The organism is Burkholderia sp. WP9 (assembly GCF_900104795.1).
In the GTDB taxonomy this organism is placed as follows: Bacteria; Pseudomonadota; Gammaproteobacteria; order Burkholderiales; family Burkholderiaceae; genus Paraburkholderia.
This window is the reverse complement of sequence record NZ_FNTG01000002.1, coordinates 1,178,768-1,200,431: the sequence shown is the minus strand read 5'-3', so window position 1 is coordinate 1,200,431 and position 21,664 is coordinate 1,178,768. Positions and strand designations below refer to the sequence as shown.

At 61.1% G+C, this 21,664-nt stretch carries 20 protein-coding genes; 3 read left to right on the top strand and 17 right to left on the bottom strand.

Annotated elements, in window-relative coordinates:
• Positions 1-221 precede the first annotated feature (221 nt).
• The 3 genes from BLW71_RS26680 to BLW71_RS26670 form a co-directional block, all read right to left on the bottom strand.
• Positions 222-1,052, bottom strand: coding sequence for a 3-oxoadipate:acetyl-CoA acetyltransferase (locus BLW71_RS26680; RefSeq protein WP_091803874.1), 831 nt, complete (start codon positions 1,050-1,052; stop codon positions 222-224).
• A 209-nt stretch (positions 1,053-1,261) separates the two neighbouring features.
• On the bottom strand, positions 1,262-2,653 hold the full coding sequence (locus BLW71_RS26675; RefSeq protein ID WP_091803871.1) for an MFS transporter: 1,392 nt from the start codon (positions 2,651-2,653) through the stop codon (positions 1,262-1,264).
• Positions 2,654-3,076: 423 nt separating this feature from the next.
• Positions 3,077-4,138 (bottom strand): methyltransferase, encoded by a 1,062-nt coding sequence (locus tag BLW71_RS26670; protein WP_091803868.1) that lies wholly within the window; start codon positions 4,136-4,138, stop codon positions 3,077-3,079.
• A 215-nt stretch (positions 4,139-4,353) separates the two neighbouring features.
• On the opposite strand from BLW71_RS26670, the gene BLW71_RS26665 reads away from it, so the two are divergent.
• Complete coding sequence (locus tag BLW71_RS26665) at positions 4,354-4,797, top strand: cupin domain-containing protein (protein WP_091803865.1); 444 nt, start codon at positions 4,354-4,356, stop codon at positions 4,795-4,797.
• A gap of 135 nt (positions 4,798-4,932) precedes the next feature.
• Here the strand turns inward: BLW71_RS26665 and BLW71_RS26660 are convergent, their stop codons facing one another.
• From BLW71_RS26660 to BLW71_RS26620, 9 genes are all read right to left on the bottom strand, one after another.
• The gene (locus BLW71_RS26660) at positions 4,933-5,625 is read right to left on the bottom strand and encodes a phosphatase PAP2 family protein (RefSeq protein WP_091803862.1); all 693 of its coding nucleotides are present in this window, start codon (positions 5,623-5,625) and stop codon (positions 4,933-4,935) included.
• A gap of 428 nt (positions 5,626-6,053) precedes the next feature.
• Entirely contained in the window at positions 6,054-7,211 is a 1,158-nt protein-coding gene (locus BLW71_RS26655; protein ID WP_091803859.1) for a WD40/YVTN/BNR-like repeat-containing protein, read from the bottom strand.
• A 91-nt stretch (positions 7,212-7,302) separates the two neighbouring features.
• Positions 7,303-7,572, bottom strand: a complete 270-nt coding sequence (locus BLW71_RS26650) for a MoaD/ThiS family protein (RefSeq protein ID WP_091803855.1) — start codon at positions 7,570-7,572, stop codon at positions 7,303-7,305.
• 268 nt (positions 7,573-7,840) lie between these two features.
• Entirely contained in the window at positions 7,841-9,130 is a 1,290-nt protein-coding gene (locus tag BLW71_RS26645; protein ID WP_286162112.1) for an MFS transporter, read from the bottom strand.
• 44 nt (positions 9,131-9,174) lie between these two features.
• Positions 9,175-10,104, bottom strand: coding sequence for an amidohydrolase family protein (locus BLW71_RS26640; RefSeq protein WP_091803852.1), 930 nt, complete (start codon positions 10,102-10,104; stop codon positions 9,175-9,177).
• Entirely contained in the window at positions 10,101-11,027 is a 927-nt protein-coding gene (locus BLW71_RS26635) for an amidohydrolase family protein (RefSeq protein ID WP_091803849.1), read from the bottom strand. Before BLW71_RS26635 ends, BLW71_RS26640 begins: the two co-directional genes overlap by 4 nt.
• Complete coding sequence (locus tag BLW71_RS26630) at positions 11,024-12,325, bottom strand: MFS transporter (RefSeq protein WP_091803846.1); 1,302 nt, start codon at positions 12,323-12,325, stop codon at positions 11,024-11,026. The genes BLW71_RS26635 and BLW71_RS26630 overlap by 4 nt, the downstream gene beginning before the upstream one ends.
• Positions 12,326-12,432: 107 nt before the next feature.
• Positions 12,433-13,800, bottom strand: coding sequence for an NAD(P)H-dependent oxidoreductase (locus BLW71_RS26625; protein ID WP_091803843.1), 1,368 nt, complete (start codon positions 13,798-13,800; stop codon positions 12,433-12,435).
• Between the two features lie 56 nt (positions 13,801-13,856).
• Complete coding sequence (locus BLW71_RS26620) at positions 13,857-15,209, bottom strand: GntT/GntP/DsdX family permease (RefSeq protein WP_091803840.1); 1,353 nt, start codon at positions 15,207-15,209, stop codon at positions 13,857-13,859.
• Between the two features lie 409 nt (positions 15,210-15,618).
• On the opposite strand from BLW71_RS26620, the gene BLW71_RS26615 reads away from it, so the two are divergent.
• A complete protein-coding gene (locus BLW71_RS26615; protein ID WP_218157134.1) occupies positions 15,619-16,344 on the top strand; it encodes a GntR family transcriptional regulator in 726 nt (241 codons plus the stop codon).
• 115 nt (positions 16,345-16,459) lie between these two features.
• Here BLW71_RS26615 and BLW71_RS26610 read toward each other — a convergent pair whose 3' ends face one another.
• The 5 genes from BLW71_RS26610 to BLW71_RS26590 form a co-directional block, all read right to left on the bottom strand.
• Positions 16,460-17,176, bottom strand: coding sequence for an O-methyltransferase (locus tag BLW71_RS26610; protein WP_091803834.1), 717 nt, complete (start codon positions 17,174-17,176; stop codon positions 16,460-16,462).
• A 182-nt stretch (positions 17,177-17,358) separates the two neighbouring features.
• On the bottom strand, positions 17,359-17,667 hold the full coding sequence (locus BLW71_RS26605; protein ID WP_091803831.1) for a hypothetical protein: 309 nt from the start codon (positions 17,665-17,667) through the stop codon (positions 17,359-17,361).
• 12 nt (positions 17,668-17,679) lie between these two features.
• Entirely contained in the window at positions 17,680-18,261 is a 582-nt protein-coding gene (locus BLW71_RS26600; protein ID WP_177205124.1) for an RNA polymerase sigma factor, read from the bottom strand.
• 168 nt (positions 18,262-18,429) lie between these two features.
• Complete coding sequence (locus tag BLW71_RS26595; RefSeq protein ID WP_091803825.1) at positions 18,430-19,332, bottom strand: HpcH/HpaI aldolase/citrate lyase family protein; 903 nt, start codon at positions 19,330-19,332, stop codon at positions 18,430-18,432.
• Complete coding sequence (locus BLW71_RS26590; protein ID WP_091803822.1) at positions 19,329-20,561, bottom strand: Zn-dependent hydrolase; 1,233 nt, start codon at positions 20,559-20,561, stop codon at positions 19,329-19,331. Before BLW71_RS26590 ends, BLW71_RS26595 begins: the two co-directional genes overlap by 4 nt.
• Before the next feature lie 141 nt (positions 20,562-20,702).
• Between BLW71_RS26590 and BLW71_RS26585 the strand changes: the two genes are divergently transcribed.
• Entirely contained in the window at positions 20,703-21,656 is a 954-nt protein-coding gene (locus BLW71_RS26585) for a LysR family transcriptional regulator (protein ID WP_286162111.1), read from the top strand.
• Positions 21,657-21,664: the final 8 nt, after the last annotated feature.

Sequence of the window (21,664 nt, the reverse complement as noted above, 5' to 3'; positions counted from 1 at the left end):
CGGCCGTTACGGCTCGATCACGCTCTTCGCCCGACTTATCCCCAGATATTGTTGAAGAGGGTGTTGATAACTAGCTGGTGAACGCGCTAGAGCCTTGAATCGTAATGGTTTTCACGGGGCGCATGAAATCGGGCGCAAGGCGGCACGATCACCATTACCTAACGCCGAAAAACAAAACGGGTGAGCCAGCCGAGCGGATGCCGGCGGAGCGCGGCGTCGCCCTACAAGGCCGGCAAATGCAGCAGTTCGCGCGCCTGTTTGGCGCTCGCTACCGGCCGCCCATACTCGCCGCACAACGACGCTACCCGTGCCACCAGTTGCGCATTGCTCTTCGCGAGCGTGTCCTTGTCCCAGCGGACGTTGTCTTCGAGACCTGTGCGGCAATGGCCGCCCATTTGCAGGGTCCAGTGATTCACCTCGAGTTGATGCCGTCCGATACCGGCAGCCGTCCACGTTGCATCGGGCAGTAGCGCCTTGAGTTGCTGCACCTCGAACTCCAGGATCTCGCGTCGCGCGGGCAGGGCGTTCTTCACGCCCATTACGAATTGCACGTGCACGGGCGATTTCAGCAGGTCGAGCCCGACCAGGTCGACGGTGCTGTACAACATCGCCAGATCGAAGATTTCGATTTCCGGCTTGACGTCGTAGTCGAGCATCATCTTTGCCAGCGAGCGTACGAAATCCGGCGGATTTTCGTAGACGGTCGTCGGAAAGTTGACCGAGCCCGTTGCGAGTGATGCCATGTCCGGGCGCAGATCGAGCATCGCGCCGCGCTGCTCGAACGAACGGCCGCGGCCGCCCGTCGAAAACTGGATGATGATGTCGGGACAATGCTTGCGGATGCCTTCCTGAAGCTTCGCGAAGCTCGACCGGTCGGAACTGGAGTTTTCCTGCTCGTCGCGCACATGCAGGTGTACGAGCGTCGCGCCGGCTTCATAAGCTTCGTGAGTGCTTTCGATCTGTTCAGCAATGGTGACCGGCACAGCCGGGTTGTCCTTCTTACGCGGCACTGAACCGGTAATGGCGACGGAGATAATGCAAGGCTGATTCATGAGGGACGCTCCATACAAATCGTTGTGGCCGGCCCGCCAGGCTGGCGAACCGACAGTGACAGCGCGACCGCCTAACCGGCAGCGCGCCGTCCCGTTCAGCGGGCTAATCCAATGGTTGCGCGCCCAACTTCATTGCGCGATCTTTTGATGCAGACCGGACCCGGACGATGAATGCCGGGCACCGGCGTTTGCATCCAGACGTTCGATTGCTACGCCGCTTTTGCGCCGGACAGGGTCTGCTCGCGCATCCGCTCGTAGTCCTCCTTGTCGACAGGCTCGGCGCTGCGCTGGCCAAGGTCGTTCAGGTGAATCCGGTACGTTTCCCGCACGCTGTATGCAGCAATCGCCGAAATAATCGTGACGCCGAACGTGATCGCACCGATCGTCATGGGGATGTTGGTCGATCCCGGAGGCGCGACGGTTGCGAAGAGAGCCGGCAGCAGCGCCGTAATCGTGGTGCCGATGTTTTGCGAAATCGCCATTGCCGAAACCCGGGAGCGCGTGGGGAAGAGTTCGGGGTAAAAGCTCGGGAAAACGGCGTTATAGCCCTGATAGATCACGCCCCACATGAGTATCGACATCACGATCGCCAATGGCACGTTATGGATGCTGATCGCGTAGAGATAACCGAACGACAGCAGCCCTGAACCGAGCGCGCCGCCGATAATCAGCGGACGGCGGCCGATCTTGTCCGACAGATTGCCGACCAGCGGGATCACGAACACGGCCACGATGTTGCCGAGCACCGGAATCCACAGGTAGACGCTTTTATGGAAGCCGATCCCGTACGAAGGCTGAACCGCGTAGGCCGCGCCGAAAATCGTCGTGACCACCGGAATGACGTTCATCAACGCACAGCACACGACGACCAGCATCTCCTTCCAGTTAAATTTGAAGGCTTCGACAATCGGCGAGCGCGGCACGGCGCCTTCGGTTGCGAAGGCCGGCGTTTCTTTCACCTCGCGCCGGATGATGTAGCCCGCCACGAGAACGATTGCGCTCAGCAGGAACGGAATGCGCCAGCCCCAGGCATTGAACGCGTCTTCAGGCATGTAGTGGGCGAGCGGCAGGAACACGGCCGCAGCGAGAATCTGGCCGGCCTGCACGCCCTGCAGCGTAAAGCTCGAGTAGTAACCGCGCCGGCCGAATGGCGCGTGCTCGAGAATCATCGAGCTGGCGCCGGAGATCTCGCCGGCCACCGCGAAGCCCTGAATCAGGCGCAGCGCAACCAGCAGCACCGGTGCGAGCAGGCCGACCTGGTGGTAAGTCGGCAGCAGGCCGACGGCCATGGTCGAGAAGCCCATCAGAAACATACACACCAGCAGGACGTTCTTGCGGCCTTTCGTGTCGCCCCAGTGTCCGAGAAAGAAGGCGCCAATCGGCCGCGCGACATATCCCACGCCGTAGGTCGCCAGTGAAGCCACGATCGCGATCTTCGGGTTGCCCGAGGGGAAGAACAGCTGCGGGAAAATCAGCGATGCTGCGGTCGCGTAGATAAAGAAGTCGTAGTACTCGAGCGCGGAGCCGATCCAGCCGCTCGCGGTTGCCTTCCTCGTCTGATGGGCGCCATGCGGCTCGTGTTCGGTGGGGCTGCCAGCCATGTCTGTCTCCAATATTGATATTTGATCGCGGTGGGATTGCGCCCTGCTCGTCAGCGAAAACGCTTCGCTTGGATCGCGCCGGCTTCACCGCTTCAGCCGGCGCATTCGATCGGTAATATTGAATGTGCATCCCGACATCGACCGGCATGACTTGCTTCGCTTACGACGCGACACGAGCCTTAAATCGGCATTGGTCCGCAGAGCGATCAGGGATGCAAGGAAGTTACGCTGTCGATGGATGCACGACAACGGCAGCCAGCATAATATGAGCGCTATTCGCGCAACACGCGCGATTTTCGTTCTGAAATGGGGTTTCTACGGAGCGGGACCACGAGCGGCAGGGACCGGAGCGTGGGCGGCCGGCCAGCATCGTGGCGTCGCTCCACGCGTCGGTAAATGGCTGCCGGGGCGCCAAATCCGCTCCTACCGGATTCCAATCACCATGGAATCCGGGCCGGCGAGAGGCTCGACGCGTGTCTGTGAGAAGCCGACTTCCTTCATCCAGGCACAACACTGCGCGCCCGTATAGTCGAAACCGCCGGGGGTCTCGATAAGCATGTTCAGGCTCATCAGAAGACCGAATGCATTCTGCCTGCGATCATCGTCGATCACGGCGTCGTAGACGATCAGACACCCCCCGGGAGGCAGCGCCGCGTAACACTTCGCCAGCAGTTCGAGTTTCTCTTCGAGATTCCAGTCATGGAGGATGTGTCCCATCACAAGCACGTCTGCTTCCGGGCAGGGGTCCTTGAAAAAGTTGCCCGCATGGAACCGCACCCGTTCCTGCAAGCCGTGCAACGTCACGTACTCGTTGAATACCGGGCCCACTTCCGGTAGATCGAAGCCACCACCGAGCAGGTGAGCATGAGCGAGCGCGATCTGCACAGGTAGCGCGCCTTGTGCCGTGCCAATGTCGATGAAAGTGCCGTAATTCTTCCAGGGGAATTTCTGCGCAATCGCCTTGGCCGCCCCAAGACTGACTCCGGTCATTGCTCGCAGAAAGCGCCGCAGGCCTGCTTCATCGTGATAGATCGCGTCAAACAGGTTGCCGCCGTGTTTCGCCTCGTTCTGTGGCCGCCCGGTGCGAAGCGCTTCTGTCAGTGAGCCCCAGAACGGATACAGCCGGGAGTTGGCCATTTCCAGTAGTCCGCCCACGTAACCGGGCTTGGTCGTGTCCAGAAAGAGCCCGGCCTCCGGCGTATTGCGGTATATCCCGGCTTCGCGTTCCAGCAGATTCAATGCAACCAGCGCGTCGAGAAAATCGAGGGCCGATCTCGGATGCAATCCGAGCGCCTCAATGAGTTCCGCCGCATCGCTCGGACCGCTCGCGAGGCGCGTGAACACACCGAGTTCGACCGCGGACAGCAACGTCTTCGACGCCCAGAATCCCATGCCCAGTTGCAGAAGTCGCTCAGGAGTGGGTTCGGGCTGATACTCGCCGTCGGCGCCAGGTCCCTGCTGATCCACGTTTGGTGTACTTGGCATCGATGCCTCCGGCGGACACGTGTGGTGAAGCGCCGGGTGCCATGGCAGGCGGCGCGACGTTCTTAAGCGTAGTAATCGTATAAAGCTAAGTCCAGCCGCTTACGTGCTGCCCAATGTCGGACATTCGGTCAGGGAACCGCTGCAAGCGGCGTGTCTCCGGCCTACACTCGTAGTGTTTGCGACCGGCGCGAATACTCAGGCGGGAGAAAATTTAAATGACTGTTGACAACGCGGAACCAGGCGAACTGATCACTGTCGGTCGTCTGACGATTCGGTACCTGATTGATGGAGCCGGCACAGGCGGGTTGGGCGTATTCGAGTTGACGGTGCCTCCTGGCTCGAGCGTTCCTCCACCCCACAGTCATACACATAATGAGGAGTGCGTGTATGTGCTGGAGGGCGTGCTTCGGTACTCTGTTGATGGCGTAGTCCGGGATCTGGCCCAAGGACAGTGGATGCATTCCCGACGCGGATCGGTCCATCAATTCAGCAATCCACACGGTGACACGGCTCGTGCCTTGATCATACTTACGCCCGACATCGGCGCCCAGTATTTCCGCGACGTCGGCGCCATAGTCAATGCGGGTGAGCCGCCCGACCGCGCGAAGCTTATCGCTGTGATGTCCGGGTACGGACTGGTCCCAGCGTCGCCTAAATGAGTTGAAAGCGATCCACTGTGGCTGAATAACTATCGGCCGACGTGCAAACGCGCATGAACCTGGCTTCGATAACATCACTCGCTCGGGCGCCGCCACCACCGAATAGCCTCCCAGCGCCGCACCGCAACGCGTGCTTCATAGATATTTGAGCACACCGCTCGCCAGCCTGCGCAGTTCGTCGAACTGCGTAACGAGTTCGAGGCACAGAATAAAGGCCAGCATCGCTGAAGGCCCCGGGTAGCGCTCGATCCATCGCAGCGCAGGAATCGCATAGCGCACGCGGATCGCATCTCGCGTCATGACATAGGTGATTCCGATTCCCAAGGCGGCGCCCACCAGCAAATCGGTTGGGTAGTGAAAACCCAGGTAGGCGCGCGGAACGCAAATGAACAGCACGGTATAGGAAACCGCCAGCACACCGATGCCCCGCCACACGAGGAAGATACCGGTGGCGACCGCCATCCATAGCATCGCGTGATCGCTTGGGAAGGAACTCCAACTTGTCAGCAGTGCGTCCTTGATAGCGCTACCTGCAAAGTGCAGATGCAGTTCGTCGCTATAGATGGGGCGCACTCTGAACGGCAACCAGTGAGTCAGCAGTCTTCCGACGAAGAGCGCCACGACGCTACTGAGAAGCGTGGCGAGAACCATTTCCCGCCGCCATTCGCGGCGCTTGTCCTGCTGAAACCACATCCACCACAGCACGGGAATGAGCACGAGGCCTTTGAAGGTGTAAAGGTCGGCGATGACTTCTATGGATTGGGTCGCGAAATGACCGAAGTGTATGTTGGACAGATATGTTTCGATAGACGAATCGAAGCTGTTCATTTTTTTGTAGGAAACTTTGGGCTGGTCGCATCGAGGGTTAGCATAGCCCATTGGGTGCGCCGCATTTTCTGGTGCTTACTTTCACTGACAACTTTTACGGCACAATTTCATTGCTAACCTTCACTCACAGCTTACTGCGCGATTGTCCTGTTCGGGCAACGCATGCCGACGAACATCGCGTCGTCTACGTCTATCGAAAAAGCGTCGGGTGGTGATGGCGGCACCTGGTGTGTATTACCGACATCTACATTTCGTTCCCCAGTCCCGTGTTGGCGCTCGCGTTCGTCGAGCCATTGGTCCACGCGCGAGCAGGTAATGCACGGTGGTGATCGGATTTGTCCGCTCAGGCAGCGGATATCGGCGGACTGGCGGGTATGCGCAACTTATCGACCCTTCACTTTAGGCCGCCGTCCGATTGGCAAAGACCGTCATCCAAACCGGACGCAATAAACCGGCGGCAAATGCGCTGAAATCGATTGCCAGCTTTCGCCGCCGTCATCGGACGTCCATAGCGAGCCGGTGGTCGACCCCATCGCGAGGCGCTTGCCGGAGTCGTCCACCGCGAGGCCGTGCCGATACACGAGGTCATACGCGGGGGCAGGCGGCAAGCCACTCGAGAAGCGATCGAACGTGCGGCCGCCGTCGCGTGTGCGCGTGACGACGAACCGTCCGTCAACCGGAATCCGGCACTCGTCTTTCACGGCAGGCACGAACCAGGCGGTGTCCGGCTCGTGCGGATGCACGGCAACCGCAAAGCCGAAGCTCGATGGCTGCGCCTCGATTCTTTGCCAGTGTGCCGCACCGTCGGTCGAGCGGAAGATTGCGCAGTGATGCTGCGTCCACAACGTGTCTGGATTTGCCGCGCATTGGACGACCCGGTGCGGGTCCTGCACGTTGGCGTCGCCGCGCCGCTCCGGCGGCATGTAGTCAGCCTCCATGCCCTCGGCGGTGACGCGCCAGGTCGCACCGCCGTTGACCGTTTGCCAAACGCCGCCGCACGATACGCCGATCGTCACATGGCGGCTGTCGCGCGGATCCACCATCACGGAATGGATGCCCGGCGCGTCATAGCCGCCTCCGAACCATTCGCGGCGCTCCGGGCGATCCCACAGCGCACGGTTGAGCACCCATGTGTCGCCGCCATCGTCGGAACGGAACAGCCCACCGGGAATCGTGCCGGCCCACAAGACGCCTGGCTCGTCTGGGCCACCGGTTTCGAGCGACCAGATTTGCTGAAGCGTCCAGGCAGGCGGCGCGCTGGGCGCGGCGGCGTTCGCATTGTCCGCGCCGGTGTCTACATTGGCGTTTGCGCTGTCGCCTGCCCGCGTTTCGCCGGCAGGCTGCGGCGGGTAGACGGGAACCGCGCACTCGTCCCAATCCGCCATGCCCGCGCGCCGACGATGCAGCTTCACGCCGAAGTGGCCGAGATTGAGCGCCGCGTAGAGCGAACCGTCGCGCGAATCAGGCAGCACCATGCTCACCGGCTCGCCGGTGAAATGCAACTCACCGAACTCCCAGACGCCTGCTCCATTGGCTCGCAGAACGAACAGACCCTTGCGGGTCGCGACAAGCAATCGATCGCTCATGTGGAGTGTCCTCCGTCGTCCAGATGTCGATCGGCGTTGGCGTTTTAGCGCTCACTCCGATCTCATGCAAAGCTCGAATCTGCGTGGCCACTTACCCGCCCGACAGCGCCTGCACGACATAAACCCGGCTCTGCTCGCCGAGTGCATCGGACAGGCGTTGTCGATCGCGCACCCGCCGACCATCCACAAACACGGCGAGATGCCGCCTTAGTGCGCCCTGATCATCAAGGATGTAGCCGCGCAGTCGAGGTTGCACGGCGAAGACGGCCTCGAGCGCTTCGCTCAGCGTGCGTGCGTCGATCTCGCGCTCGGGCGTTGCGATATGTCGCTGAATCGAAGCAGCGAAGAAGATGTGCGCCATGGCGGAGTCACGTCGCGGGGATGGCAGTGTCCGTTGATTCTGTAGTGTAGGCGATTCGCCGCTTGCTCCGGGGTATCGCGATTCAGCAGAAGATAAGCGGCATGAATCACCGCGCGTCACGACCCGAGATGTCATTTCTCGTCGATGATGGCGTGATGCGCTTGTGCATAAAGCTTCAGCGCAAGCAGACGAGGCGCCTCTGGCGCCTCGATCAGCAACAGAACGAGCAGCCGTTTCTTACGTACTGCGGCTCTTTTCGATGCTCCGGTCAGGGCAGCACGGTGATCTGTCTGCGCCGTCCACGCAGTACGATCGCGACCAGCAGGGCACCGATCACGAGACCGCTCGCCACCACCAGCAGGGCGACATCCGTGCGGCCAGTCAACTCCTTCAGATAACCGATCATGTACGGCGCCACGAATCCCGCCAGATTGCCGATCGAGTTGATCATCGCGATGCCCGCCGCGGCGGTGACGCCGGCGAGGAACGCGGTCGGCAGGCTCCAGAACAACGCGGGAATCGACAGCACGCCCATATTCGCGAGGCACAGCGCGACGATCCCAAGCACTGGTTCGTTCTGCCACACCACGCACAGTGCAAAGCCAATTGCGGCCATCGAAAATGCCGCGATCAGATGCCACTTGCGATCGTTGTGGCGGTCGGCACTGTAGCCGAATGCGAGCATGCTGACGATCGCACAAACGCCAGGGATAGCGTTCAGCACGCCGATGGTGAACGTATCGGTTGTGCCCATTTTCTGGATCAACGTGGGCATCCAGAAGCTGATCGCATAGAGCCCCATGTTGTAGACAAAGTAGATCGCGACCAGCGTCCACACCCGCGCGTTGGAGAGCAAAGCGGAAAAGCCGTGCGAGATTTTGTGGCTGTCTTCCTTCAGCATCAGGCTGCTCAGATAATCCTTTTCAGCGGCATTGAGCCAGTCCACCCGGCGAATGTCCTCGCTCATGCGGAAGAAGATATAGATGCCGAGCAGCACTGTCGGCACCCCTTCGCACAGAATCAGCCATTGCCAGCCGCGCATGCCGCCCATACCTGACATGAACTTGAGAATCGAGCCAGACAGCACGCCGCCAATCACGCCCGAAGACGCGAGCGCGATATAGAACGTGCCCCATGCGCGTCCACGGCGAGCTGCTGGATACCACTGCGCCATGTAGTAGATCGCACCGGGAATGAACCCCGCTTCGGCCAGCCCGAGCAGAAAACGCATGATGTAAAACTGCATCGGCGTGCGGATGAAGATCGTCGCGCAGGAAAGCAAACCCCAGGTGATCATGATGCGCGAAATCCAGCGGCGTGCGCCCACCTTGTGCAGGATCACATTGCTCGGCACTTCGAGCAGAAAGTAGCCGAGAAAGAATATGCCGGCGCCAAAACCATAGACGGCATCGCTGAAGTGCAGGTCGCCGGACATCTGAAGCTTGGCAAAGCCCACATTGACACGGTCCAGATACGAGAAGAAAAAGCCCAGCATCAGCACCGGAAGGATCCGCACCGAAATCTTGCGGAAGAGAAGGTTCTCATCAATGGTTGGCACGGCGGTCTCCTTGGTGGTTATGTCATCTGCTGTGCTATTGGTGTTCAGGTCACGCGATAGAACCGTTGCGCGGTGATGGCAAAGAGTTTTCGCAAGTCGCTTTCGGTTGCGTGAGGCAATGCGCCGAGCACGTCGGCGACGATCTCGGTGAAACTGGCCGACAGGTTGCCAACCGGCAGGTTGCTCGCGAACATCGAACGGTCATAGCCGAAAAGAGCGACTGCTTCGCGGATCACGCGGCGGTTGCTCGCGCTGTCCCATGTGCCGTTCGGCAAGCCCAGTTCCGATACTTTCAGATAGACATTCGGGCAGGCGGCGAGCGCTTCCATGCCCTTGCGCCAGATCGAGATGCCTTCGTCGGAACGATCGAGTGGCAGTCCGAGATGATTGGTGACGATCGGCGTGTCGGGGAAGGCGCGCGCGACTTCTGCCGCCTCGCCTAGATGCCAGTACGGCACCCGCAAGTCCCAGGAAAACCCAAACCGGTTGAGGAGCGCAAGACCTCGCAACCACGCGTCGTCCTGCATCGTACCTGGCTGCCCGCGCACGGACTCGCCCGGGCCCGACGAGATCTCGGGCTTCGAGCGCACGCCTCGCGCAAGCGGACTCTTCGCATGACCCTCGAGCACCGCCTCGCAATCGGGCTGCACGAAGAACACATGCCCGACGATTGCGCTCGGCAGGCCGGTTGCTGCATTCAGCTTCGTGAGGAATTCGGTTTCCTGAACCTGCTCGTGACGCGAGCGCTCGGCTTCGACATGCACGGTACCGATCACATCGAAACCGGCCGTCGCGGCGCGATACTGCGGAGGCAGGAAGTTATTGCACATGCGGCGGTAGTCGCCGAGAAAGAAGCTGTCGTCGTAGTCGTCGGTGAGCCACGGGAAGTGTCCGTCGGACAGATCCCAGAAATGATGATGCGCATCGAAGATCGGCAGGTAGAAGCCGAGCGCGTTGCGGGGCGGTTGGGTCATGCTTGCTCCTGTGATGGTGTCTCGGACAGAGCAGTCGGGCGATACACGCGTACCGCCGTATCGTTGAAAAACGCCTCTTGTTCCGTTCGTGTCCAGCTGGCGACGAGCTGGCGGAATCCGCCGATCAGATCGGCTAAGGAAAGGAACAGGCCGTCGACCGGGAAGTTGCTGCCGAACATGAGGCGCTCCGCTCCGAAGGAGTCGCGGAGTGCATCGAGCACCGGCTGGTTCGCTTCGACGCTCCAGCGCTTGCCGGTTTCGCACAGCCCTGACACCTTGACGGCGACATTCGGGCAGCGCGCGAGTGTTGCAAGTGCTTCGCGCCAGCCATGCAGCGTCGCCGCCGAGCGGTCGCCCGGCACGCCGGCGTGATTGACAATGAGTAGCGTGTCGGGAAAATCTCGCGCGAGTGTCGTGGCTTCAACGAGTTGTTGCCACGGCGCCTGCAGATCGAAGTGCAGGCCGTGATGCGCGAGCAACGCGTAACCGTCGCGCCAGGCGGCGTTGGACATCAACGTGCGGCCCGCCGAGTCCGGATTGCCAGGCTTGTTTCGCACGCTGCGCACGAGCGGAAAACGTGCCTGCGCGGCGAGCACCTCGGCAACATCGCCGCGGTTGAGCCAGGCTTGAGCAACCATTGCGTTAGGGCGGCCCGTCGTTTCCGCGAGTTGCTTCACGTAGCGGGTTTCGCCGACGGGATCGTCCGGCGTCCACTCCGCTTCCACATAGACGCTGCCGGTTACGTTTTGCCCCGCGCTGTCGCGCAGATAATTGGCGGGTAGATAGTCACGCTTGATCGGCGAATAGTCGCCGTAGCGATGCGGTACGAGCGTGTCACCGGTCAGCCACGGATAGAAGTTGGCCTTCAGATCCCAGAAGTGCTGGTGTGCGTCGATGATCGGCCCGTCGTAAAGCATTTTCATACCCGCTCTCCTGCGGCGTTGCGCCCGAAATCGATCAGCAGCGAGCCGATCAGATAGGTCAGCGCACAGGCCGCGAAGAACAGGATGACCATGTGATAGCCGCCGGTTACATCGACGATCATCCCAACCGCGATTGGCACGATGATCGCGCCACCCGTGCCTGCGAAATTCATCACGCCGCCCACGAGTCCGACCTGGTCGCGCGGCGCCAGCATGGCTGGAATGATCCAGTAGAGGCCGCCCCACAGATGGAAGAACACGCCGAGCGCGAGCACGGCCACTGCGAGCCGGATATCGCCAACGAACGGCAGCGTGAGCAGGCATAGCAGCGACATGCCGCCGGACAGGCCGAACAGGATCTTGAACGCCATGCCGCGCGAGAAGCGTTTCTGCAGCCAGTCGGCGGTCATGCCCGACAGAATTTCGCCTACGGCGCCCGCAAGAAAGATGACGAAGGTCGCGAAGCCCATGCTGCGAATGTCGAGACCACGGCCCACGGACAGATAATTCGGTCCCCACGTGACGAGCCCGAAGAACACCATCGCCCAGCCGATTCGGCCGATCACCATGGCCGTGATCGTGCCGCGCGAAAGCGGTGCAGCCGTCGCGCGCGGCGTTTCGCCCGCCGCCACTTTCTGCGCGCGAATGTAGTCCTGTTCAGCGGAGTCGATGCCCGGATGCTGTTCGGGCGTGTCGCGCAACAGGCGATACACGACGAAGCCAAGCGCCACCGTCAATGCGCCGACGATGATGAACGCCGTGCGCCACGATCCCGATGCGCCGATCAGCGCGCTTATGGCGAGACCGCCGATTGCAGACCCGAGCGGTGCACCGCTGTCGATCAATGTAACGCCGCGGGCACGTTCTGTCGGCGGCAGCCACGACGCGCTCAGTTTGGTCGCAGCGGGCATGTAGGGCGCCTCGAACATGCCGAGGCCGATGCGAGTGAGGAGAAGCATGAAGCCGTTCGCAGCGAAGCCCGCGAGGCACTGGAAGCCGCCCCACAATGCGGCGGAAATGCCGATCATGCGGCGCGCCCCATAGCGGTCGGCGGCCCAGCCTGCGGGAATCTGGAACGTGCTGTAAGTCCAGAAGAAGGCCGACAGGATCAACCCCTGCATCGTCGCGCTCAGATGGAATTCATGCACGATCGACGGCATACCGACGGATAGAGACATCCGGTCGATGCAATTCACCGTGTAGAGCACGAACAGGAGGAGCACCATACGCCATCGCGTGGTCGTCAGCAGTGAGCGGATCGAGTGGCGCGGGGCTGCCGCGTGAATATCGGTTTGCATGTCTCCTCCGTTTAATAGTTTGCGTCGCACTGGCGGGTCGGATCTCACTACCCGCGCGCGCCAAACGTCTGCCGCAATTCGTCGATCCGCCCACGCTCGAGTGGTTCTTACAGCGACGGATTCTGTTGCCAGGCGTCGTAGAGCGCTGATCCGTCGAGTTCGAGCGCATCGAGCGGCACGAGGCTGCCTTTCGCGATGTCCGCCTTCAGTTTCTTGTTCGCGGCCAGGTAAAACGGCGCTGCACCGTCGGCTTTGACCTGATCGATCAACAAGGCAACGGTCCCGTCGATCACATGGTGATGCCCGCCCATGCTGAGTGTGTCGCCTGCCTTGAAATCACGGGTGACGCGCGCGACCATGCGCGCGTGCGGCAGTTGCTTGCTGCTGCCGGTCGGCCGGCGCGTCAACACGGCCGAAAAGAGGCTAGTCGCGGTTTCGAGACCCATCAGGTGATAGGGGAGATAGATGCAGGCGTACTTGCCGCTTTTGCTGACGATATGGCCCTTCTGCTTGAGCAATTGCCATGTCTCGTCGTCCTTGCAGCGAACGATCACGAACACGCCGCCGCCAAAGCTCACGTCGTCGGGCCGGCGCAGGCAGTTGAACACGTCCACGACACCCGTGCGTTCAAGAATGCCGCCGTCTTCCTTTGGCACGAAGATCTCGGCGAGTTCCGAAATCCGCGCGAGGGGATAGTTGAGGGCGTCGGCGGCGGGCAGCAGGCCCGTCGAATTCGCGACCACGTTGAGTTCGCAATAGTCGGGCGTCGCGCTTTGCGGCAACATCGAAAACGCTTCGCGACGCGCGGCAAGGGTCGCGGCGACGTCGTCGCCGAGCGTCCAGCACAACTCCAGCGACGCAGCGTGCCGCTGGTCAAGATAGTCGACCGTCTTCGCGCCCGTGTCGTAGATGAAGTCGTATTCGCTCGACTTGCCCGCCGCGACCACATCGAAGCCGAGTACGCGCGCCCACGTGACCAGACCGATCAGGTTGCTCGGCTGGTCGCCGTCCGGCGTCGTATAGACAGCGTTGTGTTCGAGTGCAAGGCGGTTCAGATACGGGCCGACTACCGAATCGGTTTCTTTCGTGGCCATCGCCACGTGCACGCCGCGCCGAAGCGCTGCCTGCGCGATGCGCACGCTGACTTCCGGCTGGCCGGTCGCCTCGACGACGATATCGAGCGCCACTTCATCGAGCAGCCGATAGTCGCCAACGAGCGCAATGCGATTTGCCTCGCGTGCGGCGCGTACGTCGTCGGCGTTATTGCAGACCATAGCGGCATCGGCGGAGAATCCGAGCGACGCGAGCGTCGCCAGCGTGCCCGCAATGTCGAGATCGCAGAGCGCCGCGATTTCGAGGGCCGGCAACGCGCGGCACTGCACGAGCAGCGACCTGCCGAAGCCGCCCTTCGGCCCGACGAGCGCCATGCGGATCGTTTTGGTGGTGAGGTCGGCAAAGAGGTGTTCGTAGTTCATCGTAAGACCCTGTTCTGTATGTAAAGCGGTGAACTGGCAGCACGCAGGGGCGGCGATCAGCCGCTCACTGCGTTGAGCAGCATGATCATGGCGAGCGCGACGAGCGACTGGAACGACACAAGCAATGTCCACGTCTTGAGCGTGTCGCCAACGCTCAGGCGGAAATATTCCTTGAATAGCCAGAAGCCCGAATCGTTCAGATGCGACAGCATCAAGCCGCCCGAGCTGACCGCAAGCACCAGCAATTCGAGGTTCACGCCCGGCGCGGTGGCGGCGATTGGCGCGACGATGCCCGCGGCCGTCGCGGTGGCGACCGTCGCGGAGCCAATCGCGATGCGGATCACGGCGGCTACGGCCCAGCCGAGCACTAGCGGCGACAATGCCCACTGGCTTGCCGCATGGGCGATGGCGTCGCTCACATGTGTGGCCATCAGCATTTCCTTCAGGCCACCGCCCGCGCCGAGAATCAGGATGACGCCGGCGCCGGGCGCAACACTTTTGCCGAGCAGCGTCTGGATCTGGCCAAGTTGCAGTCCGCTACGCAAGCCCAGCGACCAGATCGCGAACAGTACGGCGATAAGCAGCGACACGATCGGGTCACCGACGGTCTCGAGCAGTTCGCGTGAGAAAGTCCCGGAAGGCACATAGTTTCGGCCGAAAGTTCGGATCATCATCAGTAACGGCGGCAGCAGCACTGTGATCAGCACAAGTCCAAATGGCGGCACGGGACGCGCGACGGAGGCCGCATGGGCCGATGCCGGGGTGAACATGCCTTCACCTGTCTTCGCGGGCAGTAGGCGCAGCGCGAATTTCGTGAAGAGCGGCCCGGACAGGATCGCCATGGGGATCGCGATGACCAGGCCATAGAAGATCGTGCGGCCGGCGTCGGCGTGCAGCGCGGCCAACGCGAGTGTCGGAGACGGATGCGGCGGCAGGAGACCGTGTGAGACATAGAGACCCGCCGCCATTGGAATGCCGACCGCGAGCAGCGGGCTACTGGTGCGATTCGCGATTGCGTAGACGAGAGGCACCAGCATCACGAAGCTGACATCGAACAGATGAGGCAGTCCGATCAGCAGGGACGCCGCGCAGATCGCGGCCGGAATCCAGCGTTTCGAACCCAGTCCGATGAATGTGTCCGCGATTCGGTTTGCGCCGCCCGATTCGAGCAGCAGGCCGCCAAGCATCGTACCGAGACCGACCACCAGTCCCACCGAGCTCAGGATCGAGCCGAACCCTTTTTCGAAGCTCTTGATCACCGCTGTGGGTGGGAGCCCTGCCGAGAAGCCGAGGAAGGCGGACGTCAGGATCAGCGCAAGAAACGGGGGAAGCTTGACGCGGGTGATCAGGAGAACCAGCAACGCCAGCGCGATGACGGGTGCGATCAGAGGATGGAGCGTGGGCGGCATGGAAAGCTCGGTCGGCGGAAAACCGCCGGTAACGGTGACGGCCCCAAGCGTACCGGAATTCTGGTATACCAAATAAGGTGGTACTTACCCTGGCGATGACACCTTGTGTATTGGTCTCATTAAATGAGTTTTGACGACATTAATAGGTGATTAGGCGGTAAAATTAGTCAATTACTATGCGAATCGGAAGTTTTTTGCGGTTGCTATAGCAGATGCGTGCAGGCATGACTGATCCATGAATCTTGTATTTTTTATATTTGGTATACCGAAAATATCCTGGCGCACGGGGAAGGCCAGTTTCTTTTTAGGCGGCGATATGGAAGGGTTGCGCTGCTAAAATGAACGCTTGACCGTTCGTGAGCACGGGCCGCTCGCGATGGGATCACGAGACACTGCATCAGGTAGGAACATGACGCCGGACCAGGAAGACGACAACGACAACTCCACTGCAACTGATCTGGTCGACGAACTGCTGTCGCAGCAGATCGCCCAGCGTTTGCGCACGCTCATCGCTACCGACGAACTGAAACCGGGTGAGCGTCTAAGGGAGCGCACGCTCGCAGAAAAGCTGCAGGTGTCGCGTACGCCGCTGCGTGAGGCGCTGAAGGAACTGGCGGGCGATGGTCTGGTCGTGGTGCTGCCCAAGCGCGGCGCGGTCGTCGCGGATCTCAGCGCGCAACAGATCAGTGAAAAACTGGACGTGCTCGGTGTGATCGAATCGTTTGGCGGCGAAGAGGCGTGCCGTCTCGCGACGGACAGCGAACTGGCCGAAATCCGCGCTTTGCATCATGAGATGCATGCAGCGTACGAGCGGCGCGACAGGATGAGCTACTTCAATCTGAATCAGGCCATTCACACGAGCATCATCGCGGCGGCGAAAAACGAGACGCTGCGTCAGATGCACGAGCGGCTCAACCGGCAGTTGTATCGCTACCGATTTCAGGGCAGTGTCACGTCGGAGACCTGGCACACGGCCATCGACGAGCACGAAGTGATCGTCAAGCTGCTATCCGCACGGCGCGGCAAGGATCTGGGCGAGTTCTTGCGGCGTCATGTCCACAGCACCTGGGAGCAACTCATGCCCGGCGAAGGCGGTGAACGCGCGCCCAGGGCTGACAGGGTCACTGCGGCGTGAGGATGCAGGTACGGTTAGGCGCCTGATTCGCGGGCGCACTCCGTCTGTTCTTTCGCGATCGTGTGCATCGCGCGCTCAACGGCATCAACAACCACCCCGCAGTAACTCAAGCAATTCAAGCAACCACGACTGTAAACTCGACCCCTGATTCAAAGTCCAGCGTCGTCGTTGAAAAGCGTGGATTGCCGGCAAGGTACTGCTTGAAGGGCCGGACAGCGTCCTCGGCTGTGTACATGTTATCGGCGAGAACAATGGAGCCGGGGCGCAGAAGGCGTTCGGTCTGCTTGAACAGGTCAAGATACGTGTTCGCCCATACGTCGATAAACACCATGTCGAACGCACCGTCCAATGAGGAAACGGTCTGGAACACGTCACCTTCACGCAACTCGACATAGGCATCGACGCCCGCGGTTCTGACGTGAGCGCGGAGGTGGGCGCACTTCTCGGGGTCCAGTTCCGTCGCGACGACCACGCCGTCGTTCAAGGTGCGAAGCGCCTCGGCAAAATACAGCGTGGATACGCCATACGAACTGCCGAGTTCGAGAATTCGACGTGGCTTATGTGAAAGGACCATGTTGCGCAAAAATCGTCCCATTTCCGCCGACACCGCCAACGACAGGGCCGTCCCTTGCGTGGATTCGAAGTCGTCGGTGGAAAGCCCGAGCGTTTCGAGAAAACGCCCGCGCAGGTGAGGGGCGAGCGTGTCGTATTCTTCCGCGAGAGTCTGAAACTCATCACTCGATCCCGGAAATTGGGCCCGCGCGCGGAGCATCATTTCTGTCCGGCTTTGCTCGTGAAGCCGCTGCAAAAGCGTCGTGGTCGTCGATTTCATAGGTTTTCCCGGGGGCTAACCGGGCTCGGCGAAGTAATCAAAAACCGGCCGGCATCACTCTGCATCAATGTCAGCAATACGGTTTGTGGCGTCTGTTCCGGCCAGTTCGATTGCCCATGGAAGGCACACCGTCACGACTGGCCAGTCCTCGTGGCAGTCGGACGTCGGGGTTTTGCGCGTAGTCAATCTTCCGCGCGTTTGCCGGGCCGTGATCGCCAGCCGGCCTGCACGCGCTCCCGCTCTTCCGGCGTCATGGCATCCCATTTGCGCCACAGTCGCCGCTCGCGGCAGCCGCCGTGTCCGCGGAATCCGCCAAACAGAATGCGGCTCAGAACCAGTAAGCCGAGTGCGTGCGCAAAGTCGATCGTCCGGGCATCGACGAACAACGTCGGAATCACCCAGTTCCATAGCGTCATGACCGCCCACCCCAGCACGCCTATGCCGACGATCACAAGCAACGCTTTACCTGCACATCTGATTCGAAATTTCATACTTCAACTCCTCTAAATATCCAGTTCGTCGTAAATGGCCTGCAGTCGGGCGCGCAAATGCAGGACCGCATAGCGTTTGCGTGAAAGCAGCGTATTGAGCGTGACACCGCTTTCAGCCACGATGTCTTTGAAAGACCTGCCTTCGAGTTCGTGCGCGATAAACACGTCGCGCTGATTCGGCGGCAACTCGTCGAGCGCATCCTGCAGGGCGTGGAGCAATACAGCGCGCGCGTATTGGGCTTCGGGGCCCGCATCGTGGGCCGGTAAGTTCAGGTCGAGGCGATACTCACTGCCGGCTTCGTCGTCGTCGTCGAAAAGGTCAGACAGAGGCTCTTCTTTCTTCTTCCGGAAGCGGTCGATGATGCGATTGCGCGCCGCATGGAAAAGCCACGCGCTAGCCTGTTCGATCGGCGCCGGAAGGCGGTAGGCCTGCACGAATTCGTGGAAGACATCCTGCAGGATGTCTTCGGCATCGTTTGGATCGCGTATGCGGCGCCGGATGAAATTGCCGAGCCTCGTGCGCTCACGCACCACGGTCGCGGTGATGTCGCTGTCTCGTTCGGTCATCGTGGCCGGGGTGGGTGGGGGTTCCATGCGTCTGAAGACGTTTCAGGCGCGCAAATATTGTGGCTGGCTCAAAAAATTTTGCCAGTCGAATATTTGTTGCGCTGACGCCCGATCCTAAAGATCGTTGCGTTCACGCCTCTTGCGATCGACCCTGACAGCCCTGCCGATAAAAGCCGCGGCGGCGATGCGCGCGGCCTACGCGTTGCGGCTGTCGTCGAAGGCGCGCAGCAGCGCGTCACGTGCGATCAGACGTTGCGCGTTATTGCGCTCCGGATAATCGATCCAGGCTGAACCGGCATCAGGCGGATTCGCCTGCTGTGCGGCGTGCGCGTGGATGAGCGCATGCGCCGCCCGCACGTCCTCCGCGGATGGCGTCAGCGCACGGTGAATCGCCGGCACGTGTTCGGCAAACACGACGCTTTTCGATGCGAATCCGAGTTGCGTGCAGAGGTCCAGGTCCTGCCCAAGCACCTGCGCCGACCGATAGGTGCAAGGAAGATCAATCGGCACGCAACCGGCGGCAATGCTCTCGATCAGAAAGCGGTTCCGTGCGTAAAGCAGTTCGATACCGCCCGGTGTGCGGCGAGCGCCGAGATTCGCCGCCAGGTCTTCGACTGCGAGCATGCAGCATTTTATTCGTGCGCCCACCTGAAGTAGCGCGCCCAGATTGACCAGACCCTTCGCGGATTCGATAACTGGAACCACCTCCGTCGAGCCCGCCGGAATGCCCAGCTTGCGCTCGATGATGGCCAGTGCATCGTCGAGTGAGGCCAGTTGGGCCGTGCTCTCCGCGTGCGGCAGAAAAATCGCCCGTGGGGCGCCGGGCATGATGCCTTCGAGATCGGCATGGCCGTCGTGCTCCAGTTTGTTGATCCGTACCGAACCGAACGTGCCGGCCCGAGCCGCTTCGCGCAATAACGCGACAATGCGTTCGCGTGCCCGCGGCCGGTCTTGCAGCGAGGTCATTTCTTCCAGGTCGACGACAATGGCATCCGCACCGCTTTGCAGCGCGATTGCGTGGGCCTCGGAATTGTTTCCGGGTGCGAAGAGCCATGTGCGCCGCAGGCCAGGCGGGCGCGGCGTTGGGTGTGCGTTCATACGGCATGCCCCGCGCGCGCCAGCATGGCGTGAAGCAACACGTCCGTGCCACGCGTGACGTCTTCCGGCAAGGCGTCTTCGGCTTCGTTATGGCTTAGACCGTCGACGCAGGGGATAAAGATCATCGCGGTCGGACAATGCTTGGCGAGATGGATCGCGTCATGACCGGCCCCGCTGACGATGCGTTGATGCGGATAGTCCAGCGCCTCCACCGCGTTGCCCACAGCAGCAATACAGTGCGGGTCGAACGGCGTAGCCGGACTGACCCAATGCTGCCCCACCTCGACCGTGAGGCGGCGGCGCTTCGCGATGGCATCGAAGCGCTCGCGCAGAGCGGCTTCCATGTTTTCGATCATCGCGTCGTCGGGGTGGCGTAGGTCCACCGTGAACGACAGGTCCGCCGCGATCGTATTGCGCGATGCATTGCGGATGTGCAGTTCGCCGATGGTCGCAAGGCCTTGCGGGAAGAAATCTGCCGCGATGCTTTCCAGTTCCGCGGCCATTTCCGCGCTCGCAAATAGCGCATCGCGGCGGTACTGCATCGGCGTCGTGCCTGCGTGCGCGGCCTGCCCGCTTACGCGCACATCGAGCCAGCGGATGGCCTGGCCGCCCGTGACGACGCCGATCGGCACGCCACTTTCCTCGAGCACCGGCCCCTGCTCGATATGCGCTTCGAAGTAGGCGTCGAAGACAACGCCAGGCACGGCGCGCGCGCCGGCATAGCCTGTTGCCTGCAAAGCCTGCTCGACCGATGTTCCGGCTGCATCGCGCGTGCTCAATGCCTGAGCGAGCGGCATGACGCCCGTAAAGGCCGCTGAACCGAGCATGGCCGGCGTGAATCGCGCGCCTTCCTCGTTGGTCCACACGACGATTTCGATGGGCTTGTCGGTTTGAATGTTCGCGTCGTTCAGCGTGCGGACAACTTCGAGCGCGGCCAGCACGCCATACACACCGTCGAATCGGCCGCCCTCGGGCTGGGTGTCGAGGTGGCTTCCGCTTGCCACGGGTGCGGCGTCGTTCAGTTTGCCGGCGCGCCGTGCGAAGAGATTGCCGACCTGATCGACCGACAACGTGAGGCCCGCGTCGACGCACCATTGCGAGAAAAGCGCCCGACCGGCCGCGTCTTGTTCGGTCAATGCGAGGCGCCGCACACCGCCGCCCGCCGTAGCGCCGACAGCGGCCATGTTCATCAGGCTCGTCCAGAGCCGTTCACCATTGATTTTTAGCATCACACACTCCTGAAGCCGCGGCGAGATGGCCGCGTCGGGTTCGTCGTGATGCCTTTATCGGTAATCAAAAATGATAAGTCTAATTTCTAATTCTAATCCTAAGTATAATTTTGGCGGATGATGAAATCAGTGAGGCTCATCGTGAGCAAAGATCGCCCTGACACCTACCTGAACGACCGTCTTGACTGGAATTTGCTGCGGACTTTTCTTGCGATCGCGAAAGAAGGCAGCGTGAGTCGCGCGGCGGCGAAACTCCATCTGACGCAGCCCGCGGTCAGCCAGGCGCTGCGCCGATTGGAAGAGCAGTTGGGTCTGCGCCTCGTGGATCGCCACGGTCCGCGCATCGAGGTCACGCAGGCCGGCATCGAAGTGAAGCAGATTGCTGAAGACGTATACGGGACGATTTCGCGCTTGTCACTTGCCGAGGTGGATCGCGATCACGATATCTCCGGCATGGTGCGCGTGAGTACCGTCAGCGGCATCGATTTTCCGGCCTACGATACGTTTCTCGCCGAGTTTCATCGCACGTATCCGCGTATCGAACTTGAAAGCCAGGAAATGCGCAGCGCCGACGTGGTGAACAGTCTCCAGCAAAAGTCCGCAACGCTTGGACTGACGCCACGGCGCGCGTTACCCAAACGGGTCGACAGCCGTGTGTTTCTGCGTCAACGGTATGCGCTTTTCTGCGGACGTCATCATCCGCTCTTTGGGCGTAACGATCTTCGGGTCGCCGATCTCGCCGGCGAAAAGTTTGTCTCCTTCACCGGCGACAAGGTGGGCGACCACCTGTCGCCGCTCACGTTCTTTCGTGACGAGATGGGCTTCACCGGGCGCGTGGTAGGTTCGTCGTCGAGCATGACCGAGGTGAGGCGTTTCATCTTCGCGGGCTTCGGCATAGGCTGCCTGCCGGAACATGTCGTACGCGACGACATTGCTCAAGGCCGCCTTCAGCGGCTGCCGCCGGATGAAGGCGTGGCCGACCTCGATATTTACATGCTGTGGTCACAGGACCGTAAGTTGAGTGCCGCCGAAGCCGCGTTTATCGATGCCCTGAATGTGTTCATCGACGGCCAGGAGGAAGGTGTTGGCCGCTAACGCCTCGC

Bases quoted from the DNA above. Each gene is read 5' to 3' on its own strand.
- BLW71_RS26680 (WP_091803874.1), bottom strand. From the start codon at position 1,052: ATGAATCAGCCTTGCATTATCTCCGTCGCCATTACCGGTTCAGTGCCG.
- BLW71_RS26675 (WP_091803871.1), bottom strand. From the start codon at position 2,653: ATGGCTGGCAGCCCCACCGAACACGAGCCGCATGGCGCCCATCAGACG.
- BLW71_RS26670 (WP_091803868.1), bottom strand. From the start codon at position 4,138: ATGCCAAGTACACCAAACGTGGATCAGCAGGGACCTGGCGCCGACGGC.
- BLW71_RS26665 (WP_091803865.1), top strand. From the start codon at position 4,354: ATGACTGTTGACAACGCGGAACCAGGCGAACTGATCACTGTCGGTCGT.
- BLW71_RS26660 (WP_091803862.1), bottom strand. From the start codon at position 5,625: ATGAACAGCTTCGATTCGTCTATCGAAACATATCTGTCCAACATACAC.
- BLW71_RS26655 (WP_091803859.1), bottom strand. From the start codon at position 7,211: ATGAGCGATCGATTGCTTGTCGCGACCCGCAAGGGTCTGTTCGTTCTG.
- BLW71_RS26650 (WP_091803855.1), bottom strand. From the start codon at position 7,572: ATGGCGCACATCTTCTTCGCTGCTTCGATTCAGCGACATATCGCAACG.
- BLW71_RS26640 (WP_091803852.1), bottom strand. From the start codon at position 10,104: ATGACCCAACCGCCCCGCAACGCGCTCGGCTTCTACCTGCCGATCTTC.
- BLW71_RS26635 (WP_091803849.1), bottom strand. From the start codon at position 11,027: ATGAAAATGCTTTACGACGGGCCGATCATCGACGCACACCAGCACTTC.
- BLW71_RS26630 (WP_091803846.1), bottom strand. From the start codon at position 12,325: ATGCAAACCGATATTCACGCGGCAGCCCCGCGCCACTCGATCCGCTCA.
- BLW71_RS26625 (WP_091803843.1), bottom strand. From the start codon at position 13,800: ATGAACTACGAACACCTCTTTGCCGACCTCACCACCAAAACGATCCGC.
- BLW71_RS26620 (WP_091803840.1), bottom strand. From the start codon at position 15,209: ATGCCGCCCACGCTCCATCCTCTGATCGCACCCGTCATCGCGCTGGCG.
- BLW71_RS26615 (WP_218157134.1), top strand. From the start codon at position 15,619: ATGACGCCGGACCAGGAAGACGACAACGACAACTCCACTGCAACTGAT.
- BLW71_RS26610 (WP_091803834.1), bottom strand. From the start codon at position 17,176: ATGAAATCGACGACCACGACGCTTTTGCAGCGGCTTCACGAGCAAAGC.
- BLW71_RS26605 (WP_091803831.1), bottom strand. From the start codon at position 17,667: ATGAAATTTCGAATCAGATGTGCAGGTAAAGCGTTGCTTGTGATCGTC.
- BLW71_RS26600 (WP_177205124.1), bottom strand. From the start codon at position 18,261: ATGGAACCCCCACCCACCCCGGCCACGATGACCGAACGAGACAGCGAC.
- BLW71_RS26595 (WP_091803825.1), bottom strand. From the start codon at position 19,332: ATGAACGCACACCCAACGCCGCGCCCGCCTGGCCTGCGGCGCACATGG.
- BLW71_RS26590 (WP_091803822.1), bottom strand. From the start codon at position 20,561: ATGCTAAAAATCAATGGTGAACGGCTCTGGACGAGCCTGATGAACATG.